General features: G+C 36.6%; 23 protein-coding genes. 14 read left to right on the plus strand and 9 right to left on the minus strand.

Annotated features, from left to right (window positions below; translation table 11 throughout):
- Positions 1–96 precede the first annotated feature (96 nt).
- Entirely contained in the window at positions 97–1,368 is a 1,272-nt protein-coding gene (locus M1D66_RS00520) for a serine hydrolase (protein ID WP_000722865.1), read from the minus strand.
- 199 nt (positions 1,369–1,567) lie between these two features.
- On the minus strand, positions 1,568–2,311 hold the full coding sequence (gene hemQ / locus M1D66_RS00525; RefSeq protein WP_001287595.1) for a hydrogen peroxide-dependent heme synthase: 744 nt from the start codon (positions 2,309–2,311) through the stop codon (positions 1,568–1,570).
- A 254-nt stretch (positions 2,312–2,565) separates the two neighbouring features.
- On the opposite strand from hemQ, the gene pta reads away from it, so the two are divergent.
- Positions 2,566–3,537, plus strand: a complete 972-nt coding sequence (pta, locus tag M1D66_RS00530; RefSeq protein ID WP_000067215.1) for a phosphate acetyltransferase — start codon at positions 2,566–2,568, stop codon at positions 3,535–3,537.
- Positions 3,538–3,585: 48 nt separating this feature from the next.
- Here the strand turns inward: pta and lipL are convergent, their stop codons facing one another.
- Together lipL and M1D66_RS00540 are read right to left on the minus strand one after the other, a co-directional pair.
- Positions 3,586–4,431, minus strand: coding sequence for an octanoyl-[GcvH]:protein N-octanoyltransferase (lipL, locus tag M1D66_RS00535; protein ID WP_000071951.1), 846 nt, complete (start codon positions 4,429–4,431; stop codon positions 3,586–3,588).
- 128 nt (positions 4,432–4,559) lie between these two features.
- A complete protein-coding gene (locus M1D66_RS00540) occupies positions 4,560–5,252 on the minus strand; it encodes an RsfA family transcriptional regulator (RefSeq protein ID WP_000868358.1) in 693 nt (230 codons plus the stop codon).
- Positions 5,253–5,536: 284 nt separating this feature from the next.
- Here M1D66_RS00540 and M1D66_RS00545 point away from each other — a divergent pair, with 284 nt between their 5' ends.
- From M1D66_RS00545 to M1D66_RS00570, 6 genes are all read left to right on the plus strand, one after another.
- A complete protein-coding gene (locus tag M1D66_RS00545; RefSeq protein ID WP_000526079.1) occupies positions 5,537–5,761 on the plus strand; it encodes a YuzB family protein in 225 nt (74 codons plus the stop codon).
- 311 nt (positions 5,762–6,072) lie between these two features.
- Positions 6,073–7,128, plus strand: a complete 1,056-nt coding sequence (locus M1D66_RS00550; protein ID WP_000388294.1) for a FecCD family ABC transporter permease — start codon at positions 6,073–6,075, stop codon at positions 7,126–7,128.
- The gene (locus M1D66_RS00555; protein ID WP_001260757.1) at positions 7,125–8,141 is read left to right on the plus strand and encodes a FecCD family ABC transporter permease; all 1,017 of its coding nucleotides are present in this window, start codon (positions 7,125–7,127) and stop codon (positions 8,139–8,141) included. The genes M1D66_RS00550 and M1D66_RS00555 overlap by 4 nt, the downstream gene beginning before the upstream one ends.
- A 15-nt stretch (positions 8,142–8,156) precedes the next feature.
- A complete protein-coding gene (locus tag M1D66_RS00560; RefSeq protein ID WP_000212068.1) occupies positions 8,157–8,969 on the plus strand; it encodes an ABC transporter ATP-binding protein in 813 nt (270 codons plus the stop codon).
- A 189-nt stretch (positions 8,970–9,158) separates the two neighbouring features.
- Positions 9,159–10,097 carry an ABC transporter substrate-binding protein gene (locus tag M1D66_RS00565; protein WP_000787724.1) on the plus strand — a complete coding sequence of 313 codons (939 nt, stop codon included), beginning with the start codon at positions 9,159–9,161 and terminating at the stop codon, positions 10,095–10,097.
- 145 nt (positions 10,098–10,242) lie between these two features.
- A complete protein-coding gene (locus M1D66_RS00570; RefSeq protein ID WP_000262730.1) occupies positions 10,243–11,547 on the plus strand; it encodes an HD domain-containing protein in 1,305 nt (434 codons plus the stop codon).
- 39 nt (positions 11,548–11,586) lie between these two features.
- On the opposite strand, the gene M1D66_RS00575 is transcribed toward M1D66_RS00570, so the two are convergent.
- The gene (locus M1D66_RS00575; protein ID WP_001147171.1) at positions 11,587–11,772 is read right to left on the minus strand and encodes a 2-hydroxymuconate tautomerase; all 186 of its coding nucleotides are present in this window, start codon (positions 11,770–11,772) and stop codon (positions 11,587–11,589) included.
- A gap of 112 nt (positions 11,773–11,884) precedes the next feature.
- Between M1D66_RS00575 and M1D66_RS00580 the strand changes: the two genes are divergently transcribed.
- Both M1D66_RS00580 and M1D66_RS00585 read left to right on the plus strand, forming a co-directional pair.
- Positions 11,885–12,559 carry a site-2 protease family protein gene (locus M1D66_RS00580; RefSeq protein ID WP_000372445.1) on the plus strand — a complete coding sequence of 225 codons (675 nt, stop codon included), beginning with the start codon at positions 11,885–11,887 and terminating at the stop codon, positions 12,557–12,559.
- A 25-nt stretch (positions 12,560–12,584) separates the two neighbouring features.
- A complete protein-coding gene (locus M1D66_RS00585) occupies positions 12,585–13,094 on the plus strand; it encodes a YwhD family protein (protein ID WP_000136678.1) in 510 nt (169 codons plus the stop codon).
- A gap of 34 nt (positions 13,095–13,128) precedes the next feature.
- Here the strand turns inward: M1D66_RS00585 and M1D66_RS00590 are convergent, their stop codons facing one another.
- Together M1D66_RS00590 and M1D66_RS00595 are read right to left on the minus strand one after the other, a co-directional pair.
- Entirely contained in the window at positions 13,129–15,180 is a 2,052-nt protein-coding gene (locus tag M1D66_RS00590; protein ID WP_006922007.1) for a transglycosylase domain-containing protein, read from the minus strand.
- 101 nt (positions 15,181–15,281) lie between these two features.
- Entirely contained in the window at positions 15,282–16,007 is a 726-nt protein-coding gene (locus M1D66_RS00595; RefSeq protein WP_017656744.1) for a glycerophosphodiester phosphodiesterase, read from the minus strand.
- A 152-nt stretch (positions 16,008–16,159) separates the two neighbouring features.
- Between M1D66_RS00595 and M1D66_RS00600 the strand changes: the two genes are divergently transcribed.
- From M1D66_RS00600 to speB, 4 genes are all read left to right on the plus strand, one after another.
- Complete coding sequence (locus M1D66_RS00600; RefSeq protein WP_086385616.1) at positions 16,160–16,567, plus strand: MerR family transcriptional regulator; 408 nt, start codon at positions 16,160–16,162, stop codon at positions 16,565–16,567.
- Between the two features lie 5 nt (positions 16,568–16,572).
- Complete coding sequence (locus tag M1D66_RS00605; protein WP_000444227.1) at positions 16,573–17,736, plus strand: MFS transporter; 1,164 nt, start codon at positions 16,573–16,575, stop codon at positions 17,734–17,736.
- 186 nt (positions 17,737–17,922) lie between these two features.
- Positions 17,923–18,750 carry a polyamine aminopropyltransferase gene (gene speE / locus M1D66_RS00610; RefSeq protein WP_242554915.1) on the plus strand — a complete coding sequence of 276 codons (828 nt, stop codon included), beginning with the start codon at positions 17,923–17,925 and terminating at the stop codon, positions 18,748–18,750.
- Positions 18,751–18,967: 217 nt separating this feature from the next.
- Positions 18,968–19,840 (plus strand): agmatinase, encoded by an 873-nt coding sequence (gene speB / locus M1D66_RS00615; protein WP_001209831.1) that lies wholly within the window; start codon positions 18,968–18,970, stop codon positions 19,838–19,840.
- A gap of 231 nt (positions 19,841–20,071) precedes the next feature.
- On the opposite strand, the gene M1D66_RS00620 is transcribed toward speB, so the two are convergent.
- The gene (locus M1D66_RS00620; protein ID WP_000996319.1) at positions 20,072–21,109 is read right to left on the minus strand and encodes a PTS sugar transporter subunit IIC; all 1,038 of its coding nucleotides are present in this window, start codon (positions 21,107–21,109) and stop codon (positions 20,072–20,074) included.
- 233 nt (positions 21,110–21,342) lie between these two features.
- Between M1D66_RS00620 and M1D66_RS00625 the strand changes: the two genes are divergently transcribed.
- The gene (locus M1D66_RS00625) at positions 21,343–21,705 is read left to right on the plus strand and encodes a YxeA family protein (protein ID WP_000779921.1); all 363 of its coding nucleotides are present in this window, start codon (positions 21,343–21,345) and stop codon (positions 21,703–21,705) included.
- 25 nt (positions 21,706–21,730) lie between these two features.
- On the opposite strand, the gene M1D66_RS00630 is transcribed toward M1D66_RS00625, so the two are convergent.
- Positions 21,731–22,717, minus strand: coding sequence for a S66 family peptidase (locus M1D66_RS00630; RefSeq protein WP_006922030.1), 987 nt, complete (start codon positions 22,715–22,717; stop codon positions 21,731–21,733).
- Between the last annotated feature and the right edge of the window lie 65 nt (positions 22,718–22,782).

Raw genomic sequence — 22,782 nt, forward strand, 5'->3', positions numbered from 1 at the left:
CATACGTATGAGGAAAAGGACTCAGATATGACAACCAAACGAAGTTTTACATTGAGAGTGGAAAATAAAAAAAGCTAGCGTGAGCCAGCTTTTTTATTAAAAAACTTTAGACCATAAGTTTGAGAAGAAATCACCAATAGAGCGCATTGTTAACAAAAACCAATTTGCTTTTTCAACTTCCTCTGTCGTTTTTGCAGTAACTTTCATACTTTTACTACCGTCTAAGAAACCATATTTATCAGTTGATTCTAAAGTAATTGAGCCTACTTTGGTGTCTTTCTTAATAGGAGCAACTAAATGTCCATCTTCAGAAAGAGATTTATCTAATTCAGTTCCAATTTTATAAGGCTCTTTGCTACCTTTTTTCGCAATTACTGTTATTTCTTTTTCGGGTGCAACAGTTACTTGGTCTTCTTTCCCTTTTACTACAGAGATTGTATTGTTTTTATTAACTTTTAGTTTTTGTTTTTCAAAGTTATTAAATCCATATTCGATTAATTCACGAGATTCCGTGAAACGTTCATCCATTGATTTTGTTTTAATAATAACCGAGATAAGACGTACATCACCACGTTTAGCAGTAATGGTAAATCCGTATCCAGCTGTATCAGAACTTCCGGTTTTTAAACCATCAGTACCTTCATAAGCGAAAGCAGCTCCTGGTAACATCCAATTCCAGTTTTCCATACGAATTGGTTTTGGGTGATTGTCTGGGAAGTTTCTAAATCTTTGTTTTGTATCCTCTAGCATTTCTGGATACTTTGTAATCATTGCTTTTGAAAGCATACCCATATCACGAGCTGACATAGAGTTTTCTGCATTTGGATCAGTACCCTCAGGATGTTTTCCTTTTAAGTCAGCGTTATTTAAGCCAGTAGCGTTTACAAATTTATATTTCTTTAATCCTAGCTTTTTAGCATGTTCATTTGCAAGATTTAAGAAGTTTTTCTCACTTCCTGCAAGAAGTTCTGCTAAAGCAATACTAGATCCATTTGCAGAGAATATAACAATAGAATGATATAATTCTTTTACAGTATATTGACGTCCTTTTTCGAACGGTACATTAGAGAATTCATTATTACGAGAGACTTCATAAGCGTAATCAGAAATATTTACTTTCGTATCCCATGTGATTTTTCCTTCTTTAATTGCTTCTAAAACAGCGTAAACAACAATTAATTTTGACATACTAGCAATAGCTAGCAATTCATCTGGATTTTGCTCGTGAAGTATTTTTCCTGTATCTGCATCAAATAAAAGTGCAGCAGCCGCCTCAATATGTATTTTTTCTTCCGCATGGGATGTTGTTACTTCTAAGGAAGAAATTGACAATACAAGCAATAGTAAAATAGACAAGATTTTTTTCATATAGATTATCACCTTCGCATCGTTATTTAGCATATAGCTCGTATCATTTTAGCATATCTTTACATATAAAAAGGTTACAATTTTACAAGAAATTTGAAAAAATGTTGGTTTTTCTTCAAAAGTGCAGAAAAAAGGAGATTTTTGAGGATAAATATAGAGAAGAATAAAAAAAGGAACGAATTTCGTTCCTTTTCACCATTTATATGTGTAAAAATTTCTCTACTTTTTCGTCTGGTAAAATGTTTCCAACGAAGAATGTTCCAAATTCACCATAACGAGCACTTACTTCATCGAAGCGCATTTCGTATATAAGTTTCTTAAATTGAAGAACATCGTCAGCGAATAATGTTACGCCCCATTCGAAATCGTCGAATCCAACAGATCCTGAAATCACTTGGCGTACTTTACCTGCGTATTGACGACCAATTTTACTATGGCTGTACATCATTTTTTTACGTTCTTCCATAGGAAGCATGTACCAGTTGTCATCACCTTGGCGACGCTTATCCATTGGATAGAAGCAAATATGATTTGCTTTCGGTAATTCAGGATATAAACGAGCTAAAATTTGCGGGTTTTGGTATGGATCCTCATCAGCTGGAAGGTAGTTGCTTAATTCAACAACAGATACGTAAGAATATGCAGGAACCATATATTCAGCTAAAGTTGTTTTATTCAATTCTGTCTCAATTTCATTTAACTCTTCCATTGTTGGACGTAAAATCATAAGCATAATATCAGCTTTTTGGCCAACAACTGTATACATTGCGTGACTACCTTTTTTCGCAGTAGCTACTTCGTTCCATTTTTCAACGACATTTAAAAATTCAGACACTGCTTGTCCGCGTTCGTCGCTAGATAATGTTTTCCATGCAGCCCAATCAATAGAACGTAAATCATGTAAACAATACCAGCCATCTAACGTTGTTGTTGCTTCACTCATTCTATTCACCTCAGTTAATGATAGTTTTACACGTTAACTATAGCATATATAGTTTTAAAATCATCTATATAAAACCTTGGCGCATAAAATTGTCACATTTAAGTGTTTAAGCAAGGTGAATTTAACGGCTGAATTTTATGAAAATATAATCATTTTTATTTTATCTATTTTTTGGGAGCTATAAGTTTAAAATATAGAAGAAAAGCAGTATTCTTAAAGATAGAGTTTTTTAACATATGTAGGAGGGTTTATTCGTGAGCAACTTATTTACAACAGTAAAAGAAAAAGTTCAAGGAAAAGGCATTTCTATCGTACTTCCTGAAGGAACTGATGAAAGAATTTTAGGCGCTGCAGAGCGTTTAGCAAAAGAAGAGTTAGTAAAACCAATCTTAGTTGGTAATAAGGAAGAAATTAGCGCAAAAGCTGCTAGCATGAATTTAACATTAGCAGGCGTTGATATTTACGACCCAGCTACATACGAAGAAATGGATGCAATGGTAGCATCTTTCGTTGAACGCCGTAAAGGTAAAGCAACTGAAGAAGACGCTCGCAAAATCCTTAAAGACGAAAACTACTTCGGTACAATGCTTGTATACATGGGCAAAGCACACGGTTTAGTAAGTGGTGCAGCTCACTCTACAGCTGATACAGTTCGTCCAGCACTTCAAATTATTAAAACAAAACCAGGCGTTACAAAAACTTCTGGCGTATTCATCATGGTACGTGAAGAAGAGAAATATGTATTCGCTGATTGCGCAATTAACATTGCACCAAACAGCCAAGATTTAGCTGAAATCGGTATCGAAAGTGCGAAAACTGCTGAGTTATTCGGCATTGATCCACGTGTTGCTATGTTAAGCTTCTCTACAAAAGGTTCTGCGAAATCTCCAGAAACAGAAAAAGTTGTAGAAGCAACTCGCATTGCAAAAGAAATGGCTCCTGAGTTAACTTTAGATGGAGAATTCCAATTCGATGCTGCATTCGTACCATCTGTAGCTGAGAAAAAAGCTCCAGGTTCTACAATTAAAGGTGATGCTAACGTATTCGTATTCCCAAGCTTAGAAGCTGGTAATATCGGCTACAAAATCGCTCAACGTTTAGGTAACTTCGAAGCAGTAGGACCAATCTTACAAGGCTTAAACATGCCTGTAAATGATCTGTCTCGTGGATGTAACGAAGAAGAAGTGTACAAGTTAGCTTTAATTACAGCAGCTCAAGCACTTTAATTCTATAATGAATTGAAATAAAGACCGTCGCTATTATAGCGACGGTCTTTATTTTTCTAAGCCAAGTGCTTTATTATTACGATCAATAATACGTTGTAAATTCGTCTCATATAAAGGAATCTCGTCTATTGTTAATTGAGATGTTGTTAACTTTGGAGCGAATTGCTGCAATGTTTTTAAAAGACGCATCATTAAATCTTGTACTGTAATGGTTTCGCCAAGTAATTCTGAGAGTGAGGCCATCGTACTTGGTACAATTTCAGGGTACGTAAAGCGTGTTTCTTCCCCTTGAATTGCTAGGTTGTAGAAATCACGAACGAGTGCGGCACGCTCAGAGCCACTTCCGGTAGCACAGAGGTAAATTTGGACAGCGACACCCCCGCGAATACGACGTTGTGAAATACCAGCGAATTTTTGATCGCGAATACTTAAGTCATAACTACCAGGACAGTAAGAGCCAACAATTTCTTTTGCCTCGATAGTAACGTCGTAATCCTTTAACATCTCCTTAATCAAATGCCACATTGTATCGTATCCAAGATCGATATCGATACCTTTTTCTGTTTCTTGAAATAAAAGTGATACATTTAAAACACCTTCATCAAGCACGACCGCAAGCCCGCCAGAATTACGAACAATGACATTGAAGTTGTTTTGTTTTAAAAAAGAAATACCTTCTTCTAAATGCGGAAGGCGTGAATCTTGAATGCCAAGGACAATTGTATTGTGATGAACCCAAGAACGCATTGTTGCGGCTGACTTGCCATTTCCAATGCTTGTGCATAATGTGTCATCCATTGCGAATGACTGAAGTGCATGGAATGTTGGTCCTAAACTAGATTGATCTACAATGCGCCACTCTGGCTGAGATAAAATGGAACGGGAATTGCTCATATAACTAACCCCTTATCTTTAAAATGACAATCTCTATTATAGCAAAAAATGAAGAATGGAGTTTTCTCACATATAAAGGGGGAGCTTAGAGGTGAAATAATAAAAAGGATGCATTACATGCATCCTTCTTATTCTGCAATTTTTTCTAAATTACCGTTTCGGTCCATTCGGAAAGATGTTTGAGAACGTTCTTCGTCATCCATGACTGCCAATTTACGAGCACGGTTCATAATGTTCATAAGTGTTTCGTAATCTTCTTGTACAGTATGAGATTGCTTTTCTAATTTTTCTAGTTTCTTTTCTAGTTCCTCATTCCGAAGGATTTGTGCTTTAATTTCTTGTTTCAATCTCGTATTCTCGTTTTCAAGAGCTGTCACTTTTATATTTGAAGATCCGACTGTTTGTAAAAAATAAATAACATCTTGCATTGTCATAGAGCTTCTTGCAGCAGGAGCAGTAGATTCTTGATATGGAATAGCTTCTTTATATTGTACGATTGATTCTTCTTGTACTAATTCTTCATAATCAGTTATCGAATCTGAAGCTGGTGGTGTATAAAGTAAACGTTTTTTCGCTTGTTCACCGCTTGCAGCACGCATTTTATCTTTACGATGTTTTTTTGCTAGTTGAAGAGCTTGTTCATAGCTATAGCGAACAACAGCATTCCAGCGGAAACCACAAGCAGCAGATGTACGATTTAACTGATCCCCTACTTCCTCAAATGCATTTAATTGCGTACTTCCTTCTCTAACATGACGAAGTACCGTTTCAGCAAGTAATAAATCATCCTCATCTGTCCAAGCATCTTGTCTTACTTTCATAGATTCAACTCCCTTTCTTTTTATGAACTTCCTATTTTTATAATGGGCAAAAAAATAAACTTTTATACAAAGCTTTTAAAAATATGGTAGATTTCGATGAAAGGTAAAAATTTTCCCATGAATGGTGAGCGCTTCTGTAGGAGAGCATATAAATATGTAGCAATATGTAGAGAATAGGCTTTGTAGGGAAACTTGCAACGAGCTTCAAAGAGCGGTAAAATACCATTTAGTGTTTATTTTTAAATGTACTTGAGAAAAGTTTAAAATAGAGGAAGTGTTATATAATGGGAAACGAGTTTCGCGTGTGCGATGACTGTCAGGCAACGAACGTTAAAACGTTAGTTCCGAAGCTAAAAAAAGTAGATTCATGTGCAACGATTGAAGTTGGATGTCAGTCTTACTGTGGTCCTGGTCGTAAAAAATCATTCGCATTTGTAAATAACCGTCCAGTTGCGGCTCCAACAGAAGATGAGTTAATCGTGAAAATTGAAGCAAAGTTAAATAAGTAAGAAAAAGAAGAGTGAAAAGATTCCTCTTCTTTTTTATGCCCATAAGAGGAATGGTTTATTCTGCGAAAGTAATCTTGTGTGGATGAACGTTTTCTAAAGGATGGACATAACTTTTGTATTAAAATTCCAATTTATATAAATTTATATTTCAAAATAATGGTTGACAGTCTTTTAAAGCGATAGGTAGAATAGAAGTGTCTGATTCTGAGAATCATTATCAGGGAAATAACAATTCACCTAATTTTTTTATTACTATTTGAGAATAAATTTCATTTCAATAAATATATGTTGTTGGTTAGGATGGTTGAGGGATGGAAGCGAGCGCAAGCAGTATAGAACAGCAAGAAGAGAATGTTAAAGAGATTAAGAGCAGACCGCTCATCGCTTCTATTATTTTAGTAGCGGGTACAATTTTGTTAGCTTTAAGCATGGCAGTTTCTATTTCTTTTGGGGCTGCAGATATTAGTTTAAAGACTGTATGGCAAGCTGTATTTCAGTTTGATGGATCTATTACACATCATAACGTAATTCAAGAGCTTCGCATGCCTAGAGCAATAGGGGGCGTAGTTGCAGGTGCCTTTTTAGCGGTATCAGGAGCAATTATGCAAGGTATGACGCGAAATCCACTTGCTTCACCATCGTTAATGGGGATTACAGATGGAGCTGTATTTGGAATTGCAATTATGTATGCATTTTTCCCTAATTCACCTTATTTAATGTTTGTTATCGCATCTTTTATTGGAGCTGCGTTTGGTGCAAGCATTGTATATGGAATTGGATCTTCTTCACCAGGTGGATTAACACCTGTGAAATTAGCTTTAGCAGGTGCAGCTATTAGTGCTTTATTAGGGGCAATTTCATCTGGAATCGCATTGTATTTCAATCTTGCCCAAGAGGTGAGTATGTGGAATGCAGGCGGAGTCGCTGGAGTGAAATGGCAAAGTATTAATATGTTAGTGCCAATTGGCCTTGTTTGTCTTTTTATCGCAATTATGATGTCGAGATATATTACAATTTTGAGCTTCGGTGAAGAAATTGCAATTGGACTTGGTCAAAATACGACATTGATTAAATTTATAGGAACAGTACTTGTTCTTGTTTTAACGGGTTCCGCAGTTTCCATGGCAGGATCAGTTGGATTTGTTGGTCTTGTAATTCCGCATATGACTCGTTTCCTCGTAGGCTCGGACTATAGATGGGTTATTCCATGTTCTGCGGTCTTAGGTGGGCTGTTAATTGAATGTGCAGATATGTTATCTCGCGTTATTAACCCGCCATTTGAAACGCCAATTGGAGCAATTACAGCGCTAATTGGGGTTCCATTCTTCCTCTACTTAGCACGTAATGAAGGGAGAGGAAAGATGTGAGGACGAGTGTCTTAACAAAAAAGAACATTTCAATATTAACGATTTTAGTAGGACTAATCGTTTCTATATTTCTTATTAGTTTAAATACAGGAACTTTTAAAATCCCGCCAATGGACGTATTAAAGTCATTGGTTGGACTAGGGGCTGAAGATCAGTCTGTTATTTTATTTGAATTCCGTATGCCGCGTATGGTAATTGCTATACTAGTCGGATCTGCTTTAGCTATGTCAGGCGCGATTTTGCAAGGTTTATCACGAAATCCGCTTGCTGATCCAGGTATTATAGGTATTAATGCTGGAGCGGGATTAACAGTTGTTATATTCGTCTACTTCTTCTTCGGAAAAGTAGGGACTGGTACATTTTTATCTGTATTCATTCTTCCATTCTTCGCACTAGTTGGAGCGATATTAGCAGCGGTAATTATTTATTTACTAGCATGGAAAGACGGCGTTTCATCGACTCGATTAATACTAGTCGGTATTGCCGTTGCAGCTGGATTTGGAGCTGTTAGTTTAATTTTCTCTATGAAGATGACATCTAACGATTTTCGTTTTGCTACGATTTGGCTGGCAGGAAGTCTATGGGGGACAGATTGGAAATTCGTATTAAGTGTACTTCCATGGATGGTTATTTTCTTACCGCTTGCTATAAGTAAAGCACACATATTAAATGTAATGAACCTAGGCGATTCTACAGCAGTTGGCCTTGGTGTAAACGTAGAAAAAGAAAGACGTAAATTATTATTTATTGCAGTTTGTTTAGCAGGTGCATCTGTTGCTGTTGCCGGCGGAATTGGCTTTATTGGTTTAATGGCCCCGCATTTAGCAAGGCGCCTTGTTGGTGGTAAACATCAAATTATGTTGCCCACAGCTGCGCTAATAGGAACGTTTTTACTTTTATTCGCAGACGTAATTTCAAGAAGTGTACTAACAACTTCAGAAATACCAGTCGGTCTTGTTATTTCTGTAATTGGTGCACCGTATTTCATTTATTTACTTATGAGGACAAAATAAAGGGAGGCTTTTCGTATGGCAACTTTAGCGGTGGATGCGGTATCGGTTGGCTATAATGAAGGTTTAATTATTGATGGATTAACAGTTGAAATTCCGGAAGGGAAAATTACAACAATTATTGGACCAAATGGTTGTGGGAAGTCCACATTATTAAAAACGGCGTCTCGTATTTTGAAGGCAAAGCAAGGTACTGTTTATCTTGACGGAAAAGCAATTGAGAAACAGCCAACGAAAGAAATTGCAAAGAAAATGGCGATTTTACCACAAACTGCAGAAGTACCAACGGGTCTTACTGTATTTGAGCTTGTGTCATATGGAAGATTCCCTCATCAAAAAGGGTTTGGCACGTTGAAAGAAGAGGATTATCGCTACATTAACTGGGCACTTGAAGTGACAGGAATGAAAGAATTTGCGAATCGTCCAGCAGAAGCGCTATCAGGCGGTCAACGTCAACGTGTTTGGATTGCAATGGCTCTTGCACAAGGAACAGAATTACTTGTATTGGATGAACCAACGACGTACTTAGATATGGCTCATCAATTAGAAGTATTAAACTTATTGAAAAAGTTAAATGAAGAAGAAGGTAGAACGATTGTTATGGTTATCCATGACTTAAATCACGCTTCTCGTTTCTCAGATCATATGATTGCATTAAAAGCAGGTAAGTTAATGAAACAAGGAACGCCAGATGAAGTTATGACAAGTGAAACACTTCGTAACGTATTTGAGATTGAAGCTCAAATCGTTCCATGTCCAGTAAACTGTAAGCCAATTTGTTTAACATATGATTTAGCGATGATTAGTAATCAATTGCGTAAAAAAGCATAAGTAGAACCCCCTCGTGAAGAGGGGGACTTCTAATGGACGTTGAGCTTCTTATATAAGAATGGGAAGTTGAACGCCCGTTAGAATGGGTTATTAACAACAATTAATAAATATATATTGATTAATTGTTATCTTTGTTTCTTATAGTTCGTTGTAACTTATAAGATAAATACAGCTAGAAGGAGTGGGAACATGAAGAATTTTAAAATGGCACTATTAGCAATGGTACTAGTTGTGACTTCTGTACTATTTGCAGCTTGTTCTAACAAAGAAGAAGAAAAGAAAGCAGATGCAAAGACTGAAGAGCGCACTGTAAAACATGCAAAAGGGGAAATTAAAATTCCTGCAAACCCAAAGAAAATTGCTGACCTTAGTGGTTCAACAGAAGAATTATTAATTTTCGGTATGAAACCGGTTATTACTGCTAATACATCTCAAGAAAAAATTGATGCACATATTGAAAAGAAACTAAAAGACGTTAAACCAGTTGGTTCTGCTTGGGGCGATAAAATTAACATCGAAGCAGTAGCTGCTGCAAAACCAGATTTAATTCTTGTAAATAATCGTCAAGAAAAGATTTATGATCAATTATCTAAAATTGCACCAACAGTTATGTTAAACACTCCATTAGATCAATGGCGTCCAAAATTTGAAGAAGTAGGTCAAATCTTCGGTAAAGAAAAAGAAACAAAAGAATGGTTCAAAAAGTATGATGAAAAAGCAAGCAAATTACATGACAAAATCGTCGCTAAAACTGGTGAAGCAACATTTATGAAAATGGCTGCATATCCAAATGCTTTCCGCGTATACGGTGACTACGGTTACGGTAGCGTAATCTTTAATGATTTAAAACTACCAGCAGTTAAAGGTACACCAACTGATAAACCGTTAGTACAAGTACAAAAAGAAGCTTTAATCGATTATAACCCAGATTACTTATTCGTGTTTACAACTGGTGACGGTTCTCAGCGCTTGAAAGAATTCCAAGAAGAATCAATTTGGAAAAACATGAACGCTGTTAAAAACAACCACGTATTTACAATTAAAAATGAAGACTTAAACAAAGGTTACTTCCCACTTGGGAAAGATATGATCTTAGACGAAGTTGCTGAATTCGTTTTAGGTAAATAATGTATAAAGGAAATCACTTTTACTTCGGTAAAGGTGATTTTTTCTTTTTATAAAGGGAATTAATACAGTCTTTCATTTCTTTCTGTTTCTCATTTCGTTTATAATATAAAGTAAGAATGTAGTAAAGAAAGGGGGATGTCGGAAAGTGGTATATTTAAACGACAAACTCAGCGAAACAAAAGTGTTTAAAGACCCAGTACATAAATATGTGCACGTGCGTGATCGTGTTATTTGGGATTTAATCGGAACGAAAGAATTTCAACGCTTGCGCCGTATTAAGCAGCTTGGAACGACATTTTTTACATTTCACGGTGCAGAGCATAGTCGCTTTACTCATTCGTTAGGTGTATACGAAATTATTCGTCGTATGATTGATGATGTGTTTGATGGCAGACCAAATTGGAATGCTGAAGATAGATTGTTATGTTTATGTGCGGCATTACTTCATGATGTCGGCCACGGCCCATTTTCTCACTCGTTTGAAAAAGTATTTTCATTAGATCATGAGAAATTTACGCAAAAGATTATCGTTGGCGATACGGAGATTAATGATGTATTAAGTCGTGTTGATAAGGAGTTTCCACAAAAGGTAGCAGATGTAATTGCAAAAACGTCTACTAATAAATTAGCGATTAGTATGATTTCGAGTCAAATTGATGCGGATCGTATGGATTATTTATTAAGAGATGCTTATTTTACAGGCGTAAAGTACGGAAACTTCGATATGGAACGTATACTGCGTGTAATGCGTCCGTATGGGAATCAAGTAGTCATTAAAAATAGTGGTATGCATGCTGTTGAGCATTACATTATGAGTCGTTATCAAATGTATTGGCAAGTATATTTCCACCCGGTAACGCGAAGTGCAGAAGTTATTTTAACGAAGATTTTACACCGTGCGAAATCACTGCACGAGAAGTATTATACATTTAAAAATCATCCTGTTCATTTCTATTCTTTATTTGAAGAAGAAGTAACAGTAGAGGATTATTTAAAGTTAGACGAGAACGTTATGTATTACTACTTCCAAGTATGGCAGGAAGAAGAAGATCCAATTTTAAGCGATTTATGCCGCCGTTTTATGAATCGAAATCTATTTAAATATGTAGAGTTTACAGATAAACACGGTTTAGATAATTGGATGGAATTAAGTAGTTTATTTAAAAAGATTGGACTTGATCCGGAGTATTATTTAGTAGTTGATTCAACATCAGACTTACCGTATGACTTTTATCGTGCAGGAGAAGAAGAAGAGCGTCTACCAATCCTACTTCTTATGCCAAACGGAGAGCTTAGAGAGCTTTCACGTGAGTCGGATATTGTTGAGGCGATTACAGGTAAGAAAAGAACGGATCAAAAGCTATTCTATCCACATGATTTAATCTATGAAGATGGAAGAAAAGGAAAATATAAAGAGAGAATTATTGAGTTGTTAGAAGGAAAGAAATAAGAAGCAGCTAATGGCTGCTTCTTATGAAAAAACTTGAAATTATTTGTCGCTTAAGCGTTTTCCGCCAACTGCATAATGGTTTTTAGACATTTCTTCGATGAAAACAACGATGTTTTCTTCAGGAGCACCAGTTGTTTCGCTTACTGCTGCTGTTACTTTCTCAGCAAGAGCTTTCTTTTGTTCTTCTGTGCGTCCTTCTAGCATTTTCACTGTTACGTATGGCATGTACAATCGCTCCTTTTATGTAAGTTACACTCTTATTATAGCGGATTATGGGGAAGAACAATCGAAAAAACAAATAATTTCTTTTTTTGACATATGGAAGAGGAGATGAAGTATGGATCAGTTATTTAGATATCCATTGCACGAAATTCCGTTAGTAGCAATGGCAATTATTATTGCACTATCCGTTCATGAATTTGCACATGCATATGTTGCATATAAATTTGGGGACGATACAGCAAAGAGACAAGGGCGTTTAACGTTATCACCGATGGCCCATTTAGACCCTATCGGTTTGATTGCAGTATTAATTCTTGGATTCGGTTGGGCAAGACCAGTTCCTGTTAACCCATATAACTTTAAAAGACCGCGTCTGGCAGGTATATTAGTTTCAATTGCAGGGCCGATTAGTAACTTAATTTTAAGTGCAATTGGTTTAATTATTTGGTATAGCTTATTAAAATTTGGTGTATTATACTCAATTCCATCTGCAGTGGCAGATACGTTAGCTCAATTTTTCCAGATTTTTATTATGCTGAATATCGTTTTACTTGTATTTAACTTATTACCAATCCCGCCACTTGATGGATATCGAGTTGTGGAAGATTTAGCGCCAGCAAATATTCGCGCGAAAATGACACAGTATGAAAAATACGGGGCAATTGCGTTATTAATTCTCGTTATTACACCGCTTAGTAATTATACAATTCAACCTATTTTTCAGGTAGTTATTCCGCATGTATTTGTATTTTTAGATAGCATCATTGCGCCTATTTTTGGCCTTTTATAATTTTTAAGTGAGGAGGATTTTACATATGACAGAGAAAAAGAAAAAAATCGGTTTTAATATCGTGAAAAATGATTCAACAGATGGACATGGTGGATTTGGTGTTGGGGCATTAAGCTTAGAAAATATTTCACCTGTATTTGTTGATGTACTAGAGAAGACTGCATTCGTTGATATCGGTGCGATGCATGCACGTAGTACAGTAGAAAAAGGTATTAAGTTTTTAACAAATAAAGATGAAGTTCCAAATGGAAAACCATTTTGGCTTGTTTGGGTAACAATTGAAAGAACTGCGACAGGTGCGTATTACGCAGGTGTAACAGCTTGTGAAATGACAGTTGACCGTGAGATTCGCCGCGGATATAAATCACTTCCAGAACACGTAAATAAAATGGATAAATCATTGAAGCGTCACATTATGGTTGACCATATGGATGAATCATCTAAAAAGGTACTTGGTACGTTCTTGAAAGAACATAATGAAGCGATTTGGAATGAATCTAGTGAAGAATTGCGCCGTGCATTATTAAGTGAATAAAAAATAGCTGACGGGTGCCCGTCAGCTATTTTTTTTACCAAGGAAGATATTTTTTCCACCAACTTGTTTTTTTCTTTTCTTCAGTCGTTTTTTCAAATTCTTCTTTATCATCGACGTGATCCATACAATATTCAGTCGGTTCGGTACCTTTAGCGAAATACATTTTCACAGAAATAGGACAATTTTTTGTAGCAATTTTACCGTTCTCTGGATTGATATTAACCGCTACGACGTCACTTGGTTGTTTAAATTCTTTTTTAGGCTGTCCATCTAAGCCTTTCTCCATCGTATCAGTCCATATTTTCTTCGCATATCCTTGTTCTGCTACGTTTGAAATAGATTTAGGTTGATCATATCCGACCCATACACCTGTTACGATTTGCGGAGTAAATCCGATCATCCAACTATCCGTTTCAGTAGAACCAGATTTGCCGGCATATGTTCTTGATAATTTTGATAACATCGATTGGCCAGTTACAGCAGCATAACTGCTTAGTTTCTTATTAAACATACCAGTCATCATTTCTTCCATTACAAACGCTTTGCTCTTGTCGAGAACTTGTTTACTCTCTAAATGAGCATCGTATAATATATTTCCTTCATGATCCATAATGCGGCGAATGAAAGTAGGTTTTACTTCTTTTCCACCGTTTGCGAACATGCTATAAGCGTTAACCATTTCAATTGGTTTTACTGGTGATGTACCGAGAGCTAGAGAAGGTACATCTTTTAATGCACTTGTAATTCCAAATTGTTTCGCTGTTTTTGCAAGCGCGTCATCTCCTAAAAACAAATTCGTTTTCACAGCATATATGTTATCAGAGACTGCGAGAGCTTGTGCCATCGTTACGAAATCATCGGCATAATAATCTTTATAGTTCTTCGGTTTATACTTTGAAACGCCGTCACCTAAGGTGAATACAGTATATTCGCTTTTTAAGCGCGTAGCAGGCGTGAATCCTCGTTCTAATGCCGCATAATATAGAAATGGCTTAAATGTAGAACCAGGCTGACGAATGGCCTGTGTAGCCCTGTTAAATTGACTCGTAGTATAATCGGTTCCGCCAACAAGAGCAGCCACTTCACCTGTCGTTGGATTCATAGAGACGAGAGCAGTTTGTATGTTTGTTGTGTCAGGTATATGATCCTTTACAGCTTGTTCTGCTACAGCTTGTAGTTTAGGGTCTAGCGTTGTATAAATTCGTAAGCCACCTCGTTGTAAAGCTTGTTCGTCTAATCCGACATCACGAAGAAGCGAAGCTTGTACAGCATCTTGGAAATATGGTGCGACCTCTGCTACTTTTTTCGTATCTAATGAGGCAAAAGTTAGTGTTTCTTTCTTCGCTAAGGCTGCTTGTTGCTTCGTAATATATCCTTGCTTTACCATTTCATCTAATATGAGAGCTTGTCGTCCTTTAGCACGATCCTCTTTCAAAAAGGGAGAATAGACACTTGGCCCTTTCGGGATACCTGCCAGCATACTAGCTTCTGCTAATGTTAACTCTTTTGCCGTTTTATCGAAATATAGACGGGACGCAGCTTCGATGCCATAAGCGCCATGTCCGTAATAAATTGTATTTAAATATCCTTCTAAAATATGATTTTTATTATAGTTTACTTCAAGGCGGATAGTGTACATTGCTTCTAACAATTTTCGTTTCCACGTTTTATCATGATCTAAATACAGATTACGCGCGTATTGTTGTGTAATTGTACTAGCTCCTTGTACCTTTGCCATCGCTTTTAAATCAGCAACAATTGCACCTGCAATCCGTTTCAAATCGAAGCCGTGATGTTTATAAAATCTTTGATCTTCAATAGAAAGGGTCGCTTCTTTTACATAAGGTGAAATTTCATTAAGAGAGACATTGTAACGTTTTTGAATTTCGTTACTTTGTCCAATAACAGTATCATCGTTTGCGTAAAAGACGCTTGTTTGCGGGACCGCAACAGGAGGAGGTCCCATAATTTTTGCAACTATAATAATAACAAAAAAAGAAAAAACGAAGAAAAGGACGCACGAAAACATTGCGGTGAAGAAAAGACGTTTATATTTTTTAAGTTTTGGATTCATAGTTTGATCCATCTTTTTTCAGCCCCTCATTAATACAAGCGTTATTGTATTAGTATTGAGGGTTTTCGTTTATTTTAAACAATGAAATTTCGAAAATAAAAAAGCCCTTTCCATTAAGAAAGGAGCTCAAAGGCACGTGCTGGCCAATCGGTAATGATGACATCTACACCATAATCAATCATAGTTTGTAAATCTTTGTATTCATTAATTGTATATGGACGGAAAACATATCCTTGCTCTTGTGCTAACTGCACAAATTCTTTCGTTAATAACTGGAAGTTTGGATGTAATCCACTTGCTTCTCTATGTTTTGCTTCGGAAATTGGATCGGCAAGTGGTGTATCATATAAAATTGCTCTTGGGATTTCAGGAGCAATTTCTGCTAATAATGAAACAGAGTCATGGTTAAATGATGAAAATACAATTTGATTAGAAAGATGATATTCACGCACAAGTGCAACAGCTTTTTCCTCAATATTTGGGTAATGAATAACATCTGTCTTTAATTCAATATTTAGTTGTAAGTTCGTTGTGGAAAGCCAAATGAAAACCTCACGCAACGTTGGGATTTTTGCTTCATGGAAAGAAGGGTCTTTATAGCTACCAGCGTCCAATAATTGTAGTTCCTCTACCGTTTTTTCAGAAACAAGTCCAACGCCATTTGTTGTACGATCGACGGTTTCATCGTGAATTACGACAAGTTCACCATCTTTTGATAAGTGGACATCGAGTTCAATTCCGTGAGCACCAATGCGTTCTGCTTCTTGGAAGGCAATCATCGTATTTTCGGGATGTGTTCCTTTTACTCCGCGGTGAGCGAAAATAAGTGGTTTACTCATGTGAAATTCTCCTTATTATCTCTTTTCTTTTATTATGAAACTGCTTTAGTGAAAATACAATTGAATATGATAAACATTTACAAAAGTCTAACAGTTGCATAAAAGTTAACGTTAACGTAAAATGTAATAATCAAGTGAAGGGAGAAATAAACATGTATAAAATTGATGAAGTAACAAAGCAAGTCGGTTTAACAAAACGTACACTTCGTTATTATGAGGAAATTGGTTTAATTCATCCCCCAGAACGTAGTGAGGGAAATATCCGTCTGTATACGGATGAGGATATTGCCAGAATTAAAAGAATTGTAGAAGCGAAAGAAGTGCTAGGAATCACACTTCAAGAAATGCAGCATTTCTTATCACTAAAAGAAAGAATGGAGCAAAGAAGAAATAGCGAAAACCCTCGTGATCGTGAAGTGATTCAAGAAATTAAAGATATGCTTGAAAAACAAGTGCAAACGTTAGACGGAAAAATGGAGCAAATGCAACGTGTAAAGGCAGAACTAGAAGATAGTTTACATCGTGCAGTAACATTTTTAGAGAGCACAAAAGGAGAGTAATCAAAATGGAGAGCAAACAAAAACTAGGGAGATTGATTACAGTGGTGGCTACCTTCCTTGCCTTTTCGGGTATAGGAGTAGTCGACCCAATTTTGCCGATTATTGCAGAGAAAATTGGTGCATCGCATTGGCAAGTTGAAATGTTATTTACCGCTTATATTTTAACGATGGCAATTATGATGTTACCAGCTGGTATATTTGCATCGAGATTTGGTGATAAACGGATGATGACAATCGGTCTTGCGATTGTGACTGTATTTGCGTTTATATGTGGTATGTCGCAAACGATTGCTCAATTATCTCTTTTCCGCGCTGGATGGGGATTAGGGAATGCGATGTTCTTCGCGACGGCGATGACTTTATTGATTGCATTAAGTAAAGAAGTTCATGAAGCAGTAGGATTATACGAAGCAGCTATCGGCTTAGGTATGGCTGGCGGACCGTTATTAGGCGGGATATTAGGTGGTCATTCTTGGCGTTATCCGTTTTTCGCGACGAGTATTTTAATTTTCTTAGCATTTATTTTAGTATTCTTTTTTGTAAAAGAACCAGAACGAAAAGTGAAGCGTAAGGCTGCTGGCGTAGGGGAATTACTTAACCTGGTGAAGTATAAACCATTTATGCAAGGTGCCATTTCAGGGATGCTATACTACTACGGATTTTTTGTCGTGTTAGCATATTCACCACTTATTATGCATTTATCAGCTATTCAATTAGGCTTTGTATTTTGCGGATGGGGACTCGCGTTAGCTTACGGTTCTGCAATTTTAGCACATAAGCTAGAAGGGAAATATGAACCAAAAACATTATTGAAGGGTAGTTTACTCGTATTTGCGATTTTCTTAATTGCACTATTCTTTGTGAAAATTATGTGGTTACAAATTACTCTTATCGTTTTATCAGGGTTGGCATCTGGCTTAAACAATGCATTATATACAAGTTATGTAATGGATATTTCACCTTATGAAAGATCTGTTACGTCAGGTGTTTATAACTTTGTTCGTTGGTTAGGTGGTGCGATTGCTCCGATTTTATCAGGAATTATCGGTCATACTGTTTCACCACAAAGTCCGTTTTTAGTAGGTGGAATTGTTGTGTTAGTTGGTTGTATTATGATCCTAATTCCAATTCGTAAACCATTAGAAATAGAGACAAAAACCCTTTCTTAAGAAAGGGTTTTCTTTCCTTTTACGGTGCAAACCCTTTCCACACATATGTTAGAACCCTCTGACTAAAATATATTTTCGGTATTTTTGTACTTTTAACTATACATTTTGGATGTTTTGTTTTATTTTTGTTAGGGGACATTAATGATGTCCCTATTATAAATTTGCATTGAAAGGCGTGATTGTACGATGGAACTATGGTTCACTGAGAAACAAACAAAACATTTTGGGATTACGGCGCGTATTAACCGCACATTACATACGGAGCAAACAGAATTCCAAAAACTTGATATGGTCGAAACGGAAGAGTTCGGAAACATGCTTATTTTAGATGGCATGGTTATGACAACAGAAAAAGATGAGTTCGTTTATCACGAAATGGTAGCACACGTACCTTTATTTACACATCCAAACCCTGAGAACGTATTAGTTGTTGGTGGCGGTGATGGTGGTGTTATTCGTGAAGTGTTAAAACACCCAAGTGTAAAGAAAGCAACTCTTGTTGAAATCGATGGAAAAGTAATTAAGTACTCTAAACAATACTTACCATCAATTGCAGGCGCATTAGATAATGAGCGTGTAGAAGTAAAAGTAGGAGACGGTTTCCTACATATCGCAGAAAGCGAAAATGAATACGATGTAATTATGGTAGATTCTACTGAGCCAGTAGGACCAGCGGTAAACCTATTTACAAAAGGCTTCTACGCTGGAATTTCAAAAGCGTTAAAAGAAGATGGTATTTTCGTTGCACAAACGGACAACCCTTGGTTTACACCAGAACTAATTACAACTGTGTTTAAAGACGTAAAAGAGATCTTCCCAATCACTCGTTTATACACAGCAAACATTCCAACTTACCCAAGTGGTCTTTGGACATTCACAATTGGATCTAAAAAACATGATCCATTAGAAGTAAGTGAAGAGCGTTTCCACGAAATCGAAACGAAATACTACACAAAAGAATTACACAATGCAGCATTCGCATTACCGAAATTTGTTGGCGATTTAATTAAGTAAGAGAATTGTATCAAACAAATAAAGTGTAAGTAGCTCATTTAAGGTGTTTGTCCAGAAGACTTGAACATGCTAGCTACTTACACTTCTGTAGAGAAAATCGTCTTCTTGTTGTTAAAAAGAAGACCCGGTAAATCGAGAAAGAGGAGCAATTCGCTCCAAATTTGAGAAATAGTGAAAGGTTGGGATACCTTAAGTTCCACATAAGGAGGAAAAGAATATGCGTTTTGATGAAGCTTATTCAGGTAAAGTATTTATTAAAAGTCATCCAAGTTTTGAAGAGTCAAAGGTAGTTATTTATGGGATGCCTATGGATTGGACAGTAAGTTACCGTCCGGGATCTCGTTTTGGCCCTGCACGTATTCGTGAAGTATCAATCGGTCTTGAAGAATATAGCCCGTATTTAGATCGTGAACTAGAAGAGGTAAAATATTTTGATGCGGGTGATATCCCATTACCATTCGGAAACGCACAACGCAGTTTAGACATGATTGAAGAGTATGTATCAAAACTTTTAGATGCCGATAAGTTTCCACTAGGTCTCGGCGGTGAGCACCTAGTGTCTTGGCCAATTTTTAAGGCAATGGCAAAAAAATATCCGGATTTAGCAATCATCCACATGGATGCTCATACTGATTTACGTGAATCGTATGAAGGGGAGCCTTTATCCCACTCTACACCAATTCGTAAAGTGTGTGATTTAATTGGTCCGGAAAACGTATATTCTTTCGGAATTCGTTCTGGAATGAAGGAAGAATTTGAATGGGCGAAAGAAGTAGGTATGAACTTATACAAATTTGACGTATTAGAACCGTTAAAAGAAGTATTACCGAAACTTGCTGGCCGCCCAGTCTATGTCACAATTGACATTGATGTATTAGACCCAGCTCACGCTCCAGGAACAGGAACGTTAGAAGCTGGTGGTATCACATCTAAAGAATTATTAGATTCCATCGTAGCAATTGCAAATTCAAATATAAATGTAGTTGGAGCAGACTTGGTAGAAGTAGCTCCAGTCTACGACCATAGTGATCAAACACCAGTCGCAGCAAGCAAATTCGTGCGGGAAATGCTGCTCGGTTGGGTGAAATAAAAGTGAAGCCACCGATTATTCTAGCCGCTGCAGCTAGATAAAGTAAGAGCCCTCTATATGATTAGAGGGCTCTTATTTTGTCGTTATGTGCCGGTAAGTCGATATATTAAAAAAATCGCTGATATAATTCGAGTTGCGCCGATATATTTAAAAAACCGCCGATATAATTTCATTTACCGTTACGCGATACAAAAAAGAGCTATTCCTAAACGATGGGAATAGCTCTTTTTCTTATGCAACCTTCTCTTCCGAAGTAACTCCGCGAATTTCATCAGCAGAGCGGATCGGATATTTACGGAACACAATAGATCCGATGTATCCGACAATAGTGGTAACGATTCCACATAATATAGCAGCAATTGTTACTTTTACAACGTCATTAAATCCGAATAAGACAAGAAGTCCTGGGATTGGTGATGCTGTTCCTGGTGCATTATTAACGAGTTGGAACAGAGAGGTAATAATACCAGCAAGTGCACCGCCAACGAAGTTTGTCGCATAAATTGGAATCGGATTTGCTGAAACAACATCGGCTTGTGTTAAAGGCTCGATTGCTACAGCAATTGTATCTTTCTTTGAACAAATTTTTAAGCGTTTAAAGAAAATAAAGTTCATTGGGGCTGAAGCTGCTACAGCCAGACTACCAATTGCCATTGGTAAACCTGTTAATCCAAGCATTGCAGTTAGTGCCATAGAACTCAGTGGAGAGGTAGAAATAACTGTTATTAATCCACCAAGCATAATACCCATAATGATAGGACTTTCTGTAGTTGCAACTGAAATCATAGAACCGATTTTACCAAGTGTGGCGTTAACGAGCGGATCCATAAGCATTGCCATTCCGCGTGAGATTGGTGCAGCGATAAATAGGATTGCTAAAAATTCCACACCAGCTGGTAATTTCTTTTCGAGAAATTTCACGACGAAGGCACAAACGTATCCAGCGAAAAATCCTGGTAAAATACCGAATCCACTAGTAGCGATACCAATTAAAACAGCATATACGGGGGAAACACCGATTGCTAATGCGACTAAAATCGCTGCTGCGACACCGCTCATACTACCGGAAGCTTCTCCTACTGATTGTAAAAAGTCATTATGAAACATTTCTCCACCTATATAACGGTGAAATGCTTCAATAAGAAAACTTGCAATTGCTGCATTAGCTAAAGCACCCATCGCCTTCATTCCGTAAGGCGCACGGTAACTGAAAAGTGTAAATAGACAAAGTACAACAAGTAATAGTGCTAAACCTTGCAAGATAGCCATTTGAAAACTGTCTCCTTTGATTTTTGTAATAAAAATTCGTATCATTCAATAATAATATAAAAGTGTATGAAACGGAAAAATTTTTTCTTGGGAACTGGCTGTAAGAAAAAATCCCTTACAATAATGTAAGGAAAGTGTAAGACTTTTAGATAGAGTATAGTATGCTCTTTTCCGTATAATACAAGTATAGATATAATACTAGCGAGAAAGAAGTGCAAACAGGAGGTTCATGTATGAAATTGGTAATTAAAGTTTTAGCTGTATTCGCCATTATTCTAGGTGGAACAGCGTATTATTTGAACACAAAAACAGAAGGTGTACATGCTTTTGTAGACAACTTCTTTTCAAATAAAGAAATACAAGATTATTATGCGGTTATAGATAAAGGTGAGAAAAAAGACGGAGAATACTTGTATACTTTTAAAGGGTATACAGAAGATGGAAAGTTACAGGTTATTAAAAGAATGATGAACCGTGAATTGCATACGGGGGCGTTTATAAAAATTTATGCAAAAGGTATGCAAGGAAAAGGATGGGCTGAAATCCCGAAAGAATCCATTCCGCAAAAAGCGTTGGAAAAAATAGAAAAACCATAAAAGGAGCGACTCATTCGCTCCTTTTTTAGTACGTTAAAATAGTGATAGATGTCTTCTCTTTGTGAGAAATAATTTTTGCACGTCCACCAATTGGAAAAGTGAAAATCGGGGTTGTATGCCCGAAACTTGCGTTTGCAATGATAGGGATATGTGCAAGTTCAGGTTTTGAAGCAATCATTTCTTGAATGTCTTCTATCGTACATTCTGCACCTTTTTGCATCTTTCCTATAACGATTCCCTTTATGTATTCAAAACCTTGCTGCTGCATAAGGGAATGTAAATAACGATCAAAAGTTTTAAGAGTAGATGTTCCAGTTAAACTATCTTCTTCAATAAATAAAATTTTCTCCTTTAAATTTGGCATATATGGTGTACCTTGCAGTAAGTTAAATGTGCTCATATTGCCACCGATAATATCTCCCGTAGCTTCTCCTTCTTGAATTGAAACATATCCTTCATTTTTAATAAATTCTCGATTTTCCTGATCTATATACCAAGAATCATCGCTCCATGTTTCAGATGGAAGGACTTCAATAGGCTCATTAGAAGTTAAGCACTTTAAAAAGTAATCGGTTGTATACCCGAGCCCTTTCTCCATTCCAAACGAAGAGAAATGGGGTCCTGAATATGTAACAAGCCCTGTTTTTGCGTAAATTGCATTATTTAAGGCAGTAATATCAGAATAACCACAGAAAAATTTCGGGTTTTCACGAATTAAATCATAATCGAGATGTTTCAATAAACCATTTGAGTTGTATCCGCCAAGTGTAGTCAAAATAGCTTTTACATTAGGGTCTCGAAATGCTTCATGGAGGTCTTGAATGCGGGAAGAAATAGAGGAGGAAGCAAATCGATCTATCTCATCAGCATATTTTGAGAATGTAACTTGAAAGCCCATGTCAGTTAATCTTTTTATAGCAAGTTTTCTATTTTCATTTGAAACAATACTTAAACTACACGATGGTGAAATCACTCGTATTTCAGCACCCTTTTTTAACTTTGTTGGTATCACTACATTCACCTCTTTAATCGAAAGAATATTTAGATTTAAAAAATATTTTATCATATGAAATAAAG

It is taken from the genome of Bacillus sp. PK6-16 (genome assembly GCF_056530295.1).

Bases quoted from the DNA above. Each gene is read 5' to 3' on its own strand.
- M1D66_RS00605 (WP_000444227.1), top strand. From the start codon at position 16,573: ATGGAGAGCAAACAAAAACTAGGGAGATTGATTACAGTGGTGGCTACC.
- M1D66_RS00620 (WP_000996319.1), bottom strand. From the start codon at position 21,109: ATGGCTATCTTGCAAGGTTTAGCACTATTACTTGTTGTACTTTGTCTA.
- M1D66_RS00540 (WP_000868358.1), bottom strand. From the start codon at position 5,252: ATGAAAGTAAGACAAGATGCTTGGACAGATGAGGATGATTTATTACTT.
- M1D66_RS00575 (WP_001147171.1), bottom strand. From the start codon at position 11,772: ATGCCATACGTAACAGTGAAAATGCTAGAAGGACGCACAGAAGAACAA.
- M1D66_RS00625 (WP_000779921.1), top strand. From the start codon at position 21,343: ATGAAATTGGTAATTAAAGTTTTAGCTGTATTCGCCATTATTCTAGGT.
- M1D66_RS00600 (WP_086385616.1), top strand. From the start codon at position 16,160: ATGTATAAAATTGATGAAGTAACAAAGCAAGTCGGTTTAACAAAACGT.
- hemQ (WP_001287595.1), bottom strand. From the start codon at position 2,311: ATGAGTGAAGCAACAACAACGTTAGATGGCTGGTATTGTTTACATGAT.
- M1D66_RS00565 (WP_000787724.1), top strand. From the start codon at position 9,159: ATGAAGAATTTTAAAATGGCACTATTAGCAATGGTACTAGTTGTGACT.
- lipL (WP_000071951.1), bottom strand. From the start codon at position 4,431: ATGAGCAATTCCCGTTCCATTTTATCTCAGCCAGAGTGGCGCATTGTA.
- M1D66_RS00520 (WP_000722865.1), bottom strand. From the start codon at position 1,368: ATGAAAAAAATCTTGTCTATTTTACTATTGCTTGTATTGTCAATTTCT.
- M1D66_RS00560 (WP_000212068.1), top strand. From the start codon at position 8,157: ATGGCAACTTTAGCGGTGGATGCGGTATCGGTTGGCTATAATGAAGGT.
- M1D66_RS00595 (WP_017656744.1), bottom strand. From the start codon at position 16,007: ATGAGTAAACCACTTATTTTCGCTCACCGCGGAGTAAAAGGAACACAT.
- M1D66_RS00585 (WP_000136678.1), top strand. From the start codon at position 12,585: ATGACAGAGAAAAAGAAAAAAATCGGTTTTAATATCGTGAAAAATGAT.
- speB (WP_001209831.1), top strand. From the start codon at position 18,968: ATGCGTTTTGATGAAGCTTATTCAGGTAAAGTATTTATTAAAAGTCAT.
- M1D66_RS00545 (WP_000526079.1), top strand. From the start codon at position 5,537: ATGGGAAACGAGTTTCGCGTGTGCGATGACTGTCAGGCAACGAACGTT.
- M1D66_RS00590 (WP_006922007.1), bottom strand. From the start codon at position 15,180: ATGGATCAAACTATGAATCCAAAACTTAAAAAATATAAACGTCTTTTC.
- speE (WP_242554915.1), top strand. From the start codon at position 17,923: ATGGAACTATGGTTCACTGAGAAACAAACAAAACATTTTGGGATTACG.
- M1D66_RS00580 (WP_000372445.1), top strand. From the start codon at position 11,885: ATGGATCAGTTATTTAGATATCCATTGCACGAAATTCCGTTAGTAGCA.
- M1D66_RS00550 (WP_000388294.1), top strand. From the start codon at position 6,073: ATGGAAGCGAGCGCAAGCAGTATAGAACAGCAAGAAGAGAATGTTAAA.